Consider the following 12,152-nt stretch of genomic DNA (forward strand, 5'->3'; position numbering starts at 1 on the left):
CCATCCTATGCTGGTTGTGATCTGGCGTGATCAATCAGCAGGATACGTCACCCTCTCGACTTCCCTCCATACACAAGACTTGAGCTTAACTCATGCCTTGGTAACCCGGCTCTATCGCCAACCGCACAATACCGCTTTGAGCATGCTCAAGACATGGCGGCAACATGCCAAGGGCACGGAAAGCCTATCCGAGCGCCTGAAGCGTGGCCGTATCATTGCCTTGATGCACAACACACCGCTGCCCAGCGCAACGGATCGAATCGATGTCGGCCCACGGGTCAGCCAGAGCGAAGCGCAGGGCATTCCCATCCCTCCGTCGTTCCGCTTGCTGAAGATACCTGCCCAGCAGCATGCCTTTATCACGGTCAAGTCGCTGGAAGAGATACCCGACGTGGTGCAGTACTTGATTTGCGAAGGGTTGCCAGCAGAGCGCTATCACGCTACGGGAGAGGCGCTTCAGGTGGAGTGGACGCAGGAAGAGATCGTGATGCGGCTACCGGTTCAAAAGAATCGATGAGCCTTACGCTTTGTCCTAAAACCGCTCATCCGAGCAACTAAACCTTGAGCAGGGACTAGCAAATCGAACGAAGCCGGGCCAATGGCCCGGCTTCGCACGCAATCAAGATTCGACGCGAACCAGCCAGCCTTCCACGGTGTCGGAACCGTGCTCGTCTTTCCAGGCTTTCAGCGTCTTGTGGTTACCGCCGCGGGTTTCCACCACTTCACCCGTATTGGGGTTCTTGTAGATTTTCAGCTTGCGCTTGCGACGGGCGCCACCACCGGCAGCAGCCGACTTGGCCGGTGCCGATTTGCCACCCTGCGGCTCCAGCAGGTTGATGACATCGGTGGAGCTCTTGTTGAACTCGCGCATCAGCGCTTCGAGCTTGTCCTTGAACTCGAGCTCGGCCTTCAGGCGCTCGTCGTTTTGCAGCCGCTCCATTTCAGCCTGAAGCTGCTTGAGCTGCTGCTCTTTCTGCATGAATTCGCTAAGAAGGGACATTGGCAATCCTGTAATTCATTTGGGAGTTTTGCGGGATGCGGCTTATAAATACAACAACCCGGCCGAAATGACAACACTCAATCTTATTTTCATCGACTTTATCGGCAACGTCAAATAGATGTGTCAAACGAAATTCGGAAAACCGCAACTGATGCGGCACGAGGAAGAAGCCGCCGCCTGCTTTGTATGATGATTTCCAAGCGCCCCTACCATCGGCATCTCCTAATTTAACGCCTTGTTGCCGCTCGGTCGTTTGCTACACTGGGGGAATGGAGACATTGGTCAAGCATACTAAGGATGGCATGTATTTGTTTCATAACCTCAAGTCACGCTTGGATTTATGCGACGAGGACAAGCGAGTTTTCGATAGCTACACGAGCCCCGTACGGGAAGTGAAGAAGGGCAGCCACCTGGCTCGTGAAGGTGAGGTGCTGGAGTGCCTGCATCTGATCGAGAAGGGCTGGGCCTGCCGCTACAAGATGCTGCACAACGGTAGAGAGCCGATTACTTCGCTGCTGCTGCCCGGCGATATCAGCGACAACGGCCAGGGTCTGTACAACCGGCTCGACTATTCCATCAAGGCGATCACGCCGTTGCGCTTTACCACCATCGACTCAGAAAGCGCCGAGCGGCTATTCGAGCGGCCACGCATTCTGCGTCTGTTCAAGGCTTCGGGCCATATCAGCCACAGCGTAGCCATGAACTGGATCGTCAACATCTCCGCGCGCAATGCCGAAGGACGTATCGCCAATTTGCTATGCGAGTGCTACGCCCGCTCCCACGCTGCCGGCATGACCTACCAGGGGCGTTATTTCTTCCCCCTCACCCAAACGGAAATCTCGGAAGTGGTAGGCCTTTCCAGCGTTCACGTAAGCCGCTCGCTGAACAAGATCAAGCGCAAGGGGCTGATCGAAAGCTGCGACCACAGGCAGATCCACATCAAAAACTGGCATGGCCTGGCGGCCCTGGGCGACTTCAGAGCGGAAAATCTCTCGCTTCCCGCTTAGAAGCCGCATTGAAACGCTGCCCGCCCAATCGAGCGAGTTGAAGTTCAGCCCTGCGCGCGATCTCAACAAGTTCAATAAAAAATATCGCGCAGTATCTCGTAGATGATGGCGTTGGCGGCATCCACCAGGATGACGTCGGGGCCGACGCGGCGCCATTCGTAGCCGTCGTAGCGTGGCAGATCGCGCAGGATGCGTTCGTCCAGCTGCTTGGCGATGCCCGGCGGCAGCGGCTTGCCCCGCTCCAGGTTCATGCGAATGCCCGGCGGCAGGCTTTCCCGGCTGCGGTCGATCTCGATCCAGTCGCGCCGCTCGAGCAGCAGCCGACGGATCTCGCGCTCGTCGATACGCGGGCCGTAGTTGGCCTGACGCCCCGAGCGAGCCTCGCTTTGCCAGTTCTCACCGCCGCGTGAGGCACGCTCGCCGGGCTGGGCTCTGCCCTGCCCCTGCTGCCCCGGCACCGCTTCCTGAGCCTGCCCCCTGGCCTGGCCCTGCCCTTGGCCTTGATGCTGGCCTTGGCCCTGCCCACGGTTATCGGCAGGCTGGGCATGGGCGAAGGCGCCGGCGGCCAGCAGCAATGCCGCCGCACCGTGGAGTACCACACGTTTGGAAATAGGCATGAGCCGCTCCTTACCGCTGTGTTTTCTTCAGCTTAGGTGAGGAATGGGGAGGGAGTGTGGAACCTGTGATGGCAAGCGGCGCCGGAGCCAGTGTACGTTCCCGAACCGCCGGTTATTCCTTGCGTTGCGCAAGGCTCATCAAATATAGCGCAGCGGCAAGAGCGAGTACTGAAAGCGCCAGATAGATCGCATCCAGTGGAGTCTGGAAGCGGATGTCAACTACGGCGCGGAAGAACTCTATGATCACCGCCAGGATCACCACCCGTGCTATCTTGTCCTTGAGTTGGTCGAAAGATTGCACGTTGAACGGATGGAGCGGGGCGTGATCTTCGGCTTGTTCAATGGGGGAGACGAAAAGCCGGTAGACCCCTAGCCCGAATATCAAAAGCACGATGGCTATCAAATAGATATCGATGGCCATGATGATGCTTGGCACCACGTTATCGTGAATGTCTTCCACGCTACCGAGCAGGTAATACGCCACGGTATCGATCAATATCTTGATGATATCGATGGTGCCGATGGTGAAGAGCACTACCGCACCGAGCAGGCTCGGCAGCACCGCCATCATCACCAGAAAGCGTGAATTCCACAGGAAGCGCTCCAGCACTCTTTCGGTGCGCCCCTGCGGACTCGGTGGCGTACCGGTCGTTGGTGGCGTACGACCCTCTTCTCGAGAGCCAGGATCTATCGGCATAAGGTCAATGTCTCATTCAATGGAAACGCTTTCTCAGCCTGGCGAGGACTGGTGATTCAAACGCTTCAGCCACCGCTGTTTTGCATACTGGCGAAGATTATGAATGCTGTCGGTCTCATCTACTATATCCTGCCCCAAGATGGTTTCAATGATATCTTCCAGCGTGATCAGCCCTACCCAGGTCCCGTGTTCGTTGTGCACTACTCGCAGGTGGTGATGATCTCGCAGCATATCGGTAAAAACCTGCTCGATGCTTGTGGTATCGGCAATGCTGACTACTGGCCGCTTGAGCTCGCTCATGGTTTTTGAATCTTCAGCATGGTACATGTCGGAGCGGTGCACATATCCGAATGCCTGTTCGCCCTGATCCATTACCGGTAGGCGTGTGTAAGGCGCCTTTCCATAACGAGCATCGAACTCAGCAACCGTCATGTTCGGTGGCACCGTTTCACATACCGTCCGCGGCGTCATGGCATCTTTCACCATCATCTCATGCAGACTGAGGATGTTGATGATGGTGCGTGATTCCTCCGGGTCGAGCACCCGCTCCTCCAGGCCGATTCGAGACAGCGCCTGGATCTCGGCGCGAAGGTCGACATCGTGAACGGAGTTTCCCAACCGCCGGGTGATCATTTCCGAGAGCCAGATGAACGGTGCCAGGAGCAGTATCATGGCTCGCAGTAGCGAAGGGAGAAACGGGGCCAACTGGCGCCAGTAGGTGGCGCCGAGGGTCTTGGGAATGATCTCCGAGAGCACCAGAATCAACAGCGTCATCACCACGGAGGCCGCTGCTATGTACGGCTCTCCGAAAATCACCGCGACCTGAGCCCCTACGCCGGTGGCGCCAACCGTATGGGCGATGGTGTTGAGAGTAAGAATGGCGGCCAGAGGCCGGTCAATATTGGCTTTGAGTGTAGCCAACGCTGCATGAGCGCCAGGGCGATCCACCTTGAGCTGGGCAATGTAGCTCGGCGTGAGCGAGAGTAGCGCCGCTTCAAGCACAGAACACAAGAACGAAACGGCAAGTGACGCAACGATAATCGCTGCAAGGAGAATCATGAGGGCTCGCTGAAAGGACCGTTACCACTCTATACGAAAATTCAACACCACTGTCAATGGCCCCTTCCCTTGGGCCAAGCCAGGCATGAGCAATCGCCCGACGCTTTTAGATGAGGTCACGCTTTGGTATTAGACAGTCTCAGCATTACACCGGACCAAGGCCTCTGTGCCTGACAAGAAGAACCAATGACCCAGCCTACTAGGCAAGCCTGCCATGGGCGAAGACGGCAGCGGCCGTAGCAACGCCGCCGCACCGTGGAGCACCACTCGTTTGGAATACGCCTGGGCCGCTCCTTACCGATGTGTTTCCTCAGCCTAGGTGGGAGATAGGGTGGGAGTGTGGATTTAACCTGTTGTATCATGCGATGTGGTTCTTTCCTCTAACCGTTATGAAGTCAGAGTCCACTCAAATTACTCTGAGAGGTACAATCTCAGAATAGCCATTCAGCCTTGACGCGCACATAAAAAACCGAGCCCTAAGAAGGACTCGGCCAAAACCGCTACACAGAACAACAATTAGCAACCCAACAAAACCAGATCACCAAAATTGTACTTACGAATAAACCGATTGGAGCTCTATATTAATCGTCGAGCTGAGCTCCGCCTATATTGAAAGTGATATCTACATCTTCAACGCTCTCTCGCGCAGGATTGACAGTGACTGAATCACCAAGCTCAGCGGTGCCTTCATCAAATTCCCCCCAATCACATGCTCCACCAGATGGCACCTCTGGGAGATTAGTTGCCTCGAGAATAAGCGCTCCTGCAAGTGAATTTCCATACGCCCTTGCTTCAGCCTGACAAGCTGCAATGGCAGATCTATCAAGATAATTGTTATACTGCGGTATCGCTATCGCCGCCAAAATCCCGATGATGGCCACCACGATCAGCAGTTCGATCAGGGTGAAACCGCCCTGGCCTCGCTTGGCCGTTGTTCTCTGTCGCATCAGTTCTTTCATGCTCATCGCCGTCGTCCCCTGCTCTCTGGTACCCGTACGGCCGTCTTGCCGGCCGTGTGGGCAGTTCACCTGCGGCCTGTTAGCCGCCCTTCGATCGCAGGCATCGCCCGCGACCTTGCTCTTGCTTTTTCCTACCTACCCCTTTCCACCTTCGCTCGAGCCTAGCGCAGCAAATGCCTGAGCTCGCTCATCGCAGGGGTCTTACGCCCCGTTTTCACTCACATTAATTTACACACCCTTTGCCCACAAGCGCTACCTACGTGGGTACTGCCATATTTTCATCATAATCGATGATACCGTTAATGCCAGTTGGAACCACAAACGCCATCACGGTGGGATGATGCATATCGAAGGGCTAGAATGCCTGTAACACGTTATGCTCACGCCCGTGCGGCAACCCCTGAGGCGCCATGAACGACTTTCGATCCGTCCCCAACGCCAGCCATGCGCCCAGCGGCACCTCGGCGCCTTCTGCACCCGATGCCAACCTCGAGGGGTTACGTGGCTTCGCTCGGCGCCTGGTGGAATACGGGCTGCTTTCCCGTCCAGCGGCGGAGCGGGCGGAGTACGAGGCGCGCGAGGCGGAAATCAGCCTGTTACAGCATGTGATCGAGTCGAGCCTGGCCACCGCGCGCGAGGCTACGCTGTGTGCGGCCTGGGAGTACGGCCTGCCGGTGATCGACCTGGATGCGCTGCGCCTGGCCAGCCTGCCCGCCGCCAGTGAGTACCCCGAAAAGCTGCTGCGCAAGCTGTGTGTGGTGCCGCTTGCCCGCCGCGGCCATCGGTTGACGGTGGCGGTGCCCTACCCCTCTACCCTGGCGAAACTCGATGAGCTGCAGTTCGCTACCGGCCTGAGCATCGATGCGGTGCTGTGCCCGGTGGATCAGCTCATGCCGGTGCTGGAGGCGTACCTGACCCATCACGATAGCCACATGCTGGCCGCGCTCGATGGGGTGGACGATGCCGTCAGCGAGCTGGAGTTCGAGGATGGCGTGGATATCAGCGAGGACCGTGCCACTGATGCCGCCTCCAGCGGGGCCGACGATGCCCCCATCGTCAAGTTCGTGAACAAGGTGCTGCTCGACGCCATTCGGCGCAACGCTTCGGACATTCACTTCGAGCCCTACGAGACCAGCTACCGGGTGCGCATGCGGGTAGATGGCATGCTGATGGAGGCCGCACGCCCACCGTTTGCCATGCGTACGCGCATTGCCGCTCGCTTGAAGGTGATGGCACGCCTGGACATTTCCGAGCGCCGCCTGCCGCAGGACGGCGCCATCAAACTCAAGGTCTCCAAGACCCGCTCGATCGATTTTCGCGTGAACTCGCTGCCCACGGTGTACGGCGAGAAGATCGTACTGCGTATTCTCGACCCTGCTTCGGCCCAGATCGGCATCGATGCGCTGGGCTTCACCCCGGAGCAGCGCGCGCTCTACGAAGGCGTGCTGGACCATCCCCAGGGCATGATTCTGGTCACCGGCCCTACCGGCAGCGGCAAGACGGTAACGCTCTACACCGGGCTGAACCTGCTCAACGAGGTGCAGCGCAATATCTGTACCGCCGAGGATCCGGTGGAGATCAAGGTGCCGGGGGTGAATCAGGTAAACGTGCTGCCCAAGATCGGGCTGGATTTCGCCAGCGCGCTGCGCGCCTTTTTGCGCCAGGACCCGGACGTGGTGATGGTGGGCGAGATTCGCGATCTGGAAACCGCCGAGATTGCGGTGAAGGCGGCGCAAACGGGCCACTTGGTGCTTTCCACGGTGCATACCAATTCCGCGGCGGAAACCCTGACCCGCCTGGCCAACATGGGCGTGCCGCCGTTCAACATCGCCAGTTCGGTGAGCCTGATCATCGCTCAGCGTCTGGCACGAAGGCTGTGCAAGCACTGCAAGCAGTTGGCGGAGATACCTCGCGAAACACTATTGCAGGAGGGTTTTACCGAGCAGGAAGTAGATAGCGCCACCGTGTACGAAGCGGTAGGCTGCAAGCATTGTACCCATGGCTACAAGGGGCGCGTGGGCATCTACGAAGTGGTACCGGTCGACAATGAGATGAGTCAGTTGATCATGCGCAACGGCAACTCAATGGACTTCGATCGGCTGGCACGGCAGGAGGGTCATCCGGATCTGCGGCGCAGCGGGTTATTGAAAGTGATGCAGGGCATTACCAGCTTGACCGAGGTCAACCGCGTTACCAAAGACTGACGAAAAACTTGCGCTTTATTTCTCTCGGTTACATTTATCACTCTCAAGACATGCGCACTCGCGCCGATGATAATGAATGACGCATTCAAGTAGCAGGGAGCCTATGTCAACCAGAACGGCAAAAGCGCCACGGAAGCTGAAACTGTACCGCTGGCGCTGGACGGGCAAGGGGCCCGGCGGCAGGTTGGTGAGCGGCGAGGTGGTGGCCGCCGAGAAGTTCGAAGTGGAGCGCGAGCTGGCGAGCCAGAACATCATCGTCAAACGGGTGCGCCGCAAGGGCGGGCTGGGCGGCGGCATGGGTACCGTAAAACCCCGTGACGTGATGCTGTTCGCCCGCCAGATGGCCACCATGATTCGCGCCGGCGTGCCGGTGCTGCAGGCCTTTCAGGTGGTGGCCGAGAGCATTCGCAAGCCGGCCATGAGCGCCGTGGTGCAGCAGATGATGAACGAGGTGGCGGCCGGCTCGAGTTTTTCCCAGGCGCTGCGCAATCATCCTGAGTGTTTCGACAGCCTGTTCTGCAACCTGGTGGAGGCCGGCGAGAGCTCCGGCTCGCTGGACCGCATGCTCGACAGGATCGCCACCTACAAGGAGAAGGTGGAGTCGCTGAAGGGCCGGGTGAAGAAGGCGCTGTGGTACCCCATCGCGGTGATCCTGGTGGGTATCGCCGTGACTGCGCTGCTGCTGATCAAGGTGGTGCCGCAGTTCGAGAGCCTGTTCCACGGTTTCGGCGCCGAGCTGCCGGCGATGACCCGCATGACCATCGCCCTTTCCGAGTTCGCCCAGCAGTACTGGCTGTGGGGGCTGGGTGGGGGGATCGCCTTCGTTTACCTGATGCGTCAGGGCATCAAGCGCTCGTCCGCCTTTGCCTACCGCGTGCATGCGTTTCTGCTCAAGCTGCCGGTACTGGGCGACATTTTCGACAAGTCCGCCGTGGCGCGCTATTCGCGCACGCTGGCCACCACCTACGGCGCCGGCGTGCCCATGGTGGAGGCGCTGGACATCGCCGCCGGGGCCACCGGCAACCTGGTTTACGAGCGCGCGACCAAGCAGATCCGGGAGGACGTTTCCATCGGCCAGCAGTTGCACTTCGCCATGCGCCTGACCGAGCGCTTTCCAGCGCTGGCGGTACAGATGGTAGGCATTGGCGAGGAGTCCGGCGCGCTGGACGCCATGCTCAACCGGGTGGCCGACTATTATGAGGAAGAGGTCGACAACAAGGTCGACGCTCTCACCTCGCTGCTGGAACCGCTGATCATCGTGGTGCTGGGTATTCTGGTGGGTGGCCTGGTGGTCTCGATGTACCTGCCGATCTTCGAGTTGGGAACGGTGCTGTGAGTGGAGCGGTATGGCTGCTGGCAGCCCTTCTGGGCCTGTGTCTGGGCAGCTTTCTCAACGTTGTGATCGTGCGCTTGCCGGTCATGCTGATGCTGGGCTGGCGGGCCGAGGCTCGCGAGGCACTGGAGCTGCCCGAAGAGCAGTCGCCCCGCTTCAATTTGCTGGTGCCGCGCTCGATCTGCCCTCAGTGCGAGACACCTATCGCCTGGCATGACAACCTGCCGGTACTCGGCTGGATCAAGCGGCGCGGCCGCTGTGCCGCCTGCGAGGCGCGTATCAGCCCGCAGTATCCACTGGTGGAGCTGGCCGGCGCCGGCCTGGCGCTGGCGGTGGTGGCACTGTACGGCGCCAGCTGGCAGGGCCTGTTCGTGTACGGCGCCTGCCTGGCACTGCTGGCCCTGGCGGTGATCGACCTGCGCACCCAGTTGCTGCCGGATGCCATGACCTTGCCGCTGCTGTGGGCCGGCCTGCTCTATCAGCTGCTGTTTCAGCCGCTGATGCTGCCCAGCGCGGTGATAGGCGCCATGGCGGGGTATCTTGCCCTGTGGAGCGTGTACTGGCTGTTCAAGCTGGTAACCGGCAAGGAGGGCATGGGCTACGGCGACTTCAAGTTGCTGGCGGCCCTGGGCGCCTGGCTGGGCTGGCAATACCTGCCCATGATATTGATCCTTTCCGCCGGCGTGGGCGCCATCGTCGGCCTTGCGCTGCAGCTCGCTCTGCCCCGCCTGCGCGGCGCCCCCATGCCCTTCGGCCCCTATCTGGCCAGCGCCGGCATGATCGCGCTGCTGGTTGGCGAGCCGCTGATGGCCAGCTATGGGCGCCTGTTCCTGCTGTAGTATGGTTGTTTTCCCCCCTTTACCAAGACAAGGAAGCAGTTTGTGACTGGTGAGCCTTCATGATCGTTGGCGTAACGGGCGGTATCGCTTCCGGCAAGAGCACGGTGGCACGGGCCTTCGCGGCGCTGGGCGTGCCGTGGGTGGATGCCGACGACGTGGCCCGCGAGGTGGTGGAGCCCGGCGAGCCGGCGTTGGCCGAGATTGCCGAGCGCTACGGTGAGCGGGTGCTACAGGCCGACGGGAGCTTGAACCGCCGTGCCCTGCGCGAGATCGTGTTTGCCGACGAGGGCGAGCGCCGCTGGCTGGAGTCGGTGACCCACCCGCGCATTCGGCAACGTATCGTCGCGCACCTGGAGCGGCTGCAGGCCGAGGGCGCGCCCTACGTGCTGCTGGTCTCGCCGCTGCTGTTCGAATCGGGCCAGAGCGAGCTGGCCGACCGCTGCCTGGTGATCGACGTGCCGGAAAGCCTGCAGATAGCCCGCACCGCCGCCCGCGACGATGTCGACGATGCCCAGGCCCGCGCCATCGTGGCGGCCCAGATGCCGCGCAGCGAACGCCTGGCCCGCGCCGACGATGTGATCGACAATACCGGTAGCGAAGCAGACCTTGCCGCCCAGGTGGCCGAACTGGACCGACGCTATCGGCAGCTAACGACCTCTTGAAAGCCCTGTTAAAAGACCTATAAAATGGTCTTGAGGGGCAATCAGGAGGCTACCATGCCACACACAATCCTTGCCAACACCACAGCCAGTATCTCCGAGCTGAAAAAGAACCCGATGGCTACCGTTGCCGCAGGTGAGGGCTTTCCTGTCGCCGTTCTGAACCGGAACGAGCCCGCCTTCTACTGCATCCCGGCGGCCGCTTATGAAGAATTGCTGGAGAAGCTGGAAGATGCCGAGTTGAACCGGATCGCCGATGAACGAAGCTCTCAGGCTGAGATCACGGTAACCCTGGATGAGCTTTGAGCTTCGCTTTCGGGAAGAGGCTCTGAAGGAGTGGCGCAAACTCGATGACAGCGTGCGCTCTCAGTTCAAGAAGAAGCTGGCGGCCATTGTCGATGATCCTATCCGACCGGCTGCTCAACTCTCCGGTAGTAAGAATCGCTACAAGATCAAGCTCCGTAGCGCAGGCTTTCGCCTTGTCTATGAGGTGCGAGGCAATGAGCTCGTCGTTCTTGTCATTGCAGTGGGTAAACGAGAGCGCAACGACGTTTATCTCAAGGCCAAGCGACGCCACTGATCAACAAGCCTGCTGGCCTTTACCTCTCACCGATGGCTAGACTATGCGCAAAGCCAGCAACCGTTTTGGATTCATGAGCCAACACAACCAACGCCCCTTGACCGTCGCCTGCCCGCAATGCCGAAAGAAGGTGGCATGGAGCGAGAGCAACCCCTACCGCCCCTTCTGCAGCGAGCGCTGCAAGCTGATCGACCTGGGTGCCTGGGCCGATGAGTCGCACCGTATTGCCGGCGAGCCGGCGCTCGACGAGAGCAATATCGACGAGTGGCTGGCCCGCGCCGAGCGAGGCGACGAGCGGTGACGCTCGCCCCGGCGCCGACCTATCGGCTGCTGGCCGAGCTGGAGCTCGCCTTCGACAGGCTGATCGAGCGCAGCGAGGCGCTGCTCGACCTCTATGCCGCCTCACCTGCCGAGGCCTGGGCCTTTCAGGCCGAGGCCAGCACCGAGTGGCTACGCCGCGCCCTGCTCGATTTCTGGTACGCCGATGGTCAGGACGGCCGCGCCACACGCAGCCATGTGGGGCTGGTGGCCGCCGACGATGCCCTGATGGCCGCAGCGACCGAGGTCAACGCCGCCAAGGCCGATTTTGCCGCCCGGCTTGCGCATATTCGCGACCATCACCCGCCGCTGCTGGCCGAGGCCAAGGCGGTGCTGCCGTTCCGCCACCCCGAGCTGCACGACCACCTGCGCGGCAGCGGCCTGGCCCGGCTGCACTTGAAGCAGTGCTGGCGGGCAATACCCATCGCCGAAGCGCCGGTGGCCCGGGTGCGCCTGGCGTGGTACTCGAGCGGTCGCTCGATCAAGCGGCTGACGGTGCGCGAGGTGGAGAAGAAACTGCTGGCACTGGATACCGATGCCCCCCACGTTCGCATTCAGCTACGCAAACTGGCCGCCCTGCCCTCGGCCGAGCCGTTGGCGCAGGTGCAGAGCCAGGCACCGCTGATGCGCGCCAACCTGTTCTACTGCGAGCCGTTGGAAGACGGCCGCACCCGCCGCGCCATGAACGTGGCGCTGCCGCTGTTCCTGCCTGCCCCCCGCGGCCGGCTGCCCGACCACAACCTGCCGCCGGCCGCGCCGCCCCAAAGCCGTACCCGGGCACGGCGTAGCGACGAGAAGCTGGAAGATACGCCCTACCTTCCTTCTCTCAGGATCTATCGCTACCGCTAGGCTCTGTTCGAAAACTGTCTGCGCTCGCCGA

15 protein-coding genes are annotated in these 12,152 nt (G+C 60.4%); 10 read left to right on the top strand and 5 right to left on the bottom strand.

Annotated elements, in window-relative coordinates; genetic code table 11:
* Nucleotides 1-517 (top strand): hypothetical protein (locus C4S71_RS22535; RefSeq protein WP_160113419.1); only part of this gene is annotated, 517 nt, incomplete at its 5' end.
* Between the two features lie 102 nt (nucleotides 518-619).
* Here C4S71_RS22535 and C4S71_RS20130 read toward each other — a convergent pair.
* Nucleotides 620-1,000, bottom strand: coding sequence for a histone-like nucleoid-structuring protein, MvaT/MvaU family (locus C4S71_RS20130; RefSeq protein ID WP_103970331.1), 381 nt, complete (start codon nucleotides 998-1,000; stop codon nucleotides 620-622).
* A 269-nt stretch (nucleotides 1,001-1,269) separates the two neighbouring features.
* Here C4S71_RS20130 and C4S71_RS20135 point away from each other — a divergent pair, with 269 nt between their 5' ends.
* Nucleotides 1,270-2,007, top strand: coding sequence for a Crp/Fnr family transcriptional regulator (locus C4S71_RS20135; RefSeq protein WP_103970332.1), 738 nt, complete (start codon nucleotides 1,270-1,272; stop codon nucleotides 2,005-2,007).
* A gap of 71 nt (nucleotides 2,008-2,078) precedes the next feature.
* On the opposite strand, the gene C4S71_RS20140 is transcribed toward C4S71_RS20135, so the two are convergent.
* From C4S71_RS20140 to C4S71_RS22970, 4 genes are all read right to left on the bottom strand, one after another.
* Nucleotides 2,079-2,624 carry an anti-virulence regulator CigR family protein gene (locus C4S71_RS20140; RefSeq protein WP_103970333.1) on the bottom strand — a complete coding sequence of 182 codons (546 nt, stop codon included), beginning with the start codon at nucleotides 2,622-2,624 and terminating at the stop codon, nucleotides 2,079-2,081.
* Nucleotides 2,625-2,736: 112 nt separating this feature from the next.
* On the bottom strand, nucleotides 2,737-3,234 hold the full coding sequence (locus C4S71_RS20145) for a YqhA family protein (RefSeq protein ID WP_234246691.1): 498 nt from the start codon (nucleotides 3,232-3,234) through the stop codon (nucleotides 2,737-2,739).
* A 120-nt stretch (nucleotides 3,235-3,354) separates the two neighbouring features.
* Nucleotides 3,355-4,380 carry a CNNM domain-containing protein gene (locus C4S71_RS20150; RefSeq protein ID WP_103970335.1) on the bottom strand — a complete coding sequence of 342 codons (1,026 nt, stop codon included), beginning with the start codon at nucleotides 4,378-4,380 and terminating at the stop codon, nucleotides 3,355-3,357.
* Between the two features lie 581 nt (nucleotides 4,381-4,961).
* Nucleotides 4,962-5,339, bottom strand: a complete 378-nt coding sequence (locus tag C4S71_RS22970) for a prepilin-type N-terminal cleavage/methylation domain-containing protein (protein WP_304481843.1) — start codon at nucleotides 5,337-5,339, stop codon at nucleotides 4,962-4,964.
* Between the two features lie 410 nt (nucleotides 5,340-5,749).
* Between C4S71_RS22970 and pilB the strand changes: the two genes are divergently transcribed.
* From pilB to C4S71_RS20195, 8 genes are all read left to right on the top strand, one after another.
* Nucleotides 5,750-7,543: a type IV-A pilus assembly ATPase PilB gene (gene pilB / locus C4S71_RS20160; RefSeq protein ID WP_103970337.1), complete on the top strand. Its 1,794-nt coding sequence runs from the start codon at nucleotides 5,750-5,752 to the stop codon at nucleotides 7,541-7,543.
* 103 nt (nucleotides 7,544-7,646) lie between these two features.
* A complete protein-coding gene (locus tag C4S71_RS20165; RefSeq protein ID WP_103970338.1) occupies nucleotides 7,647-8,879 on the top strand; it encodes a type II secretion system F family protein in 1,233 nt (410 codons plus the stop codon).
* Complete coding sequence (locus tag C4S71_RS20170; RefSeq protein WP_235014695.1) at nucleotides 8,876-9,715, top strand: prepilin peptidase; 840 nt, start codon at nucleotides 8,876-8,878, stop codon at nucleotides 9,713-9,715. The genes C4S71_RS20165 and C4S71_RS20170 overlap by 4 nt, the downstream gene beginning before the upstream one ends.
* Nucleotides 9,716-9,774: 59 nt before the next feature.
* On the top strand, nucleotides 9,775-10,377 hold the full coding sequence (coaE, locus tag C4S71_RS20175) for a dephospho-CoA kinase (RefSeq protein WP_103970339.1): 603 nt from the start codon (nucleotides 9,775-9,777) through the stop codon (nucleotides 10,375-10,377).
* 54 nt (nucleotides 10,378-10,431) lie between these two features.
* Nucleotides 10,432-10,680, top strand: coding sequence for a type II toxin-antitoxin system Phd/YefM family antitoxin (locus C4S71_RS20180; protein ID WP_086508920.1), 249 nt, complete (start codon nucleotides 10,432-10,434; stop codon nucleotides 10,678-10,680).
* Nucleotides 10,670-10,954, top strand: coding sequence for a type II toxin-antitoxin system RelE family toxin (locus C4S71_RS20185; protein ID WP_103970340.1), 285 nt, complete (start codon nucleotides 10,670-10,672; stop codon nucleotides 10,952-10,954). Before C4S71_RS20180 ends, C4S71_RS20185 begins: the two co-directional genes overlap by 11 nt.
* A 73-nt stretch (nucleotides 10,955-11,027) precedes the next feature.
* Nucleotides 11,028-11,255, top strand: a complete 228-nt coding sequence (gene yacG, locus C4S71_RS20190; RefSeq protein ID WP_103970360.1) for a DNA gyrase inhibitor YacG — start codon at nucleotides 11,028-11,030, stop codon at nucleotides 11,253-11,255.
* On the top strand, nucleotides 11,252-12,121 hold the full coding sequence (locus tag C4S71_RS20195; protein WP_200825336.1) for a DNA replication terminus site-binding protein: 870 nt from the start codon (nucleotides 11,252-11,254) through the stop codon (nucleotides 12,119-12,121). The genes yacG and C4S71_RS20195 overlap by 4 nt, the downstream gene beginning before the upstream one ends.
* Nucleotides 12,122-12,152 lie beyond the last annotated feature (31 nt).

It is taken from the genome of Billgrantia desiderata, assembly GCF_900108215.1.
Taxonomy (GTDB): Bacteria; Pseudomonadota; Gammaproteobacteria; order Pseudomonadales; family Halomonadaceae; genus Halomonas; species Halomonas desiderata.

Bases quoted from the DNA above. Each gene is read 5' to 3' on its own strand.
- C4S71_RS20130 (WP_103970331.1), bottom strand. From the start codon at position 1,000: ATGTCCCTTCTTAGCGAATTCATGCAGAAAGAGCAGCAGCTCAAGCAG.
- C4S71_RS20135 (WP_103970332.1), top strand. From the start codon at position 1,270: ATGGAGACATTGGTCAAGCATACTAAGGATGGCATGTATTTGTTTCAT.
- C4S71_RS20140 (WP_103970333.1), bottom strand. From the start codon at position 2,624: ATGCCTATTTCCAAACGTGTGGTACTCCACGGTGCGGCGGCATTGCTG.
- C4S71_RS20150 (WP_103970335.1), bottom strand. From the start codon at position 4,380: ATGATTCTCCTTGCAGCGATTATCGTTGCGTCACTTGCCGTTTCGTTC.
- C4S71_RS22970 (WP_304481843.1), bottom strand. From the start codon at position 5,339: ATGAAAGAACTGATGCGACAGAGAACAACGGCCAAGCGAGGCCAGGGC.
- pilB (WP_103970337.1), top strand. From the start codon at position 5,750: ATGAACGACTTTCGATCCGTCCCCAACGCCAGCCATGCGCCCAGCGGC.
- C4S71_RS20165 (WP_103970338.1), top strand. From the start codon at position 7,647: ATGTCAACCAGAACGGCAAAAGCGCCACGGAAGCTGAAACTGTACCGC.
- coaE (WP_103970339.1), top strand. From the start codon at position 9,775: ATGATCGTTGGCGTAACGGGCGGTATCGCTTCCGGCAAGAGCACGGTG.
- C4S71_RS20180 (WP_086508920.1), top strand. From the start codon at position 10,432: ATGCCACACACAATCCTTGCCAACACCACAGCCAGTATCTCCGAGCTG.
- C4S71_RS20185 (WP_103970340.1), top strand. From the start codon at position 10,670: ATGAGCTTTGAGCTTCGCTTTCGGGAAGAGGCTCTGAAGGAGTGGCGC.
- yacG (WP_103970360.1), top strand. From the start codon at position 11,028: ATGAGCCAACACAACCAACGCCCCTTGACCGTCGCCTGCCCGCAATGC.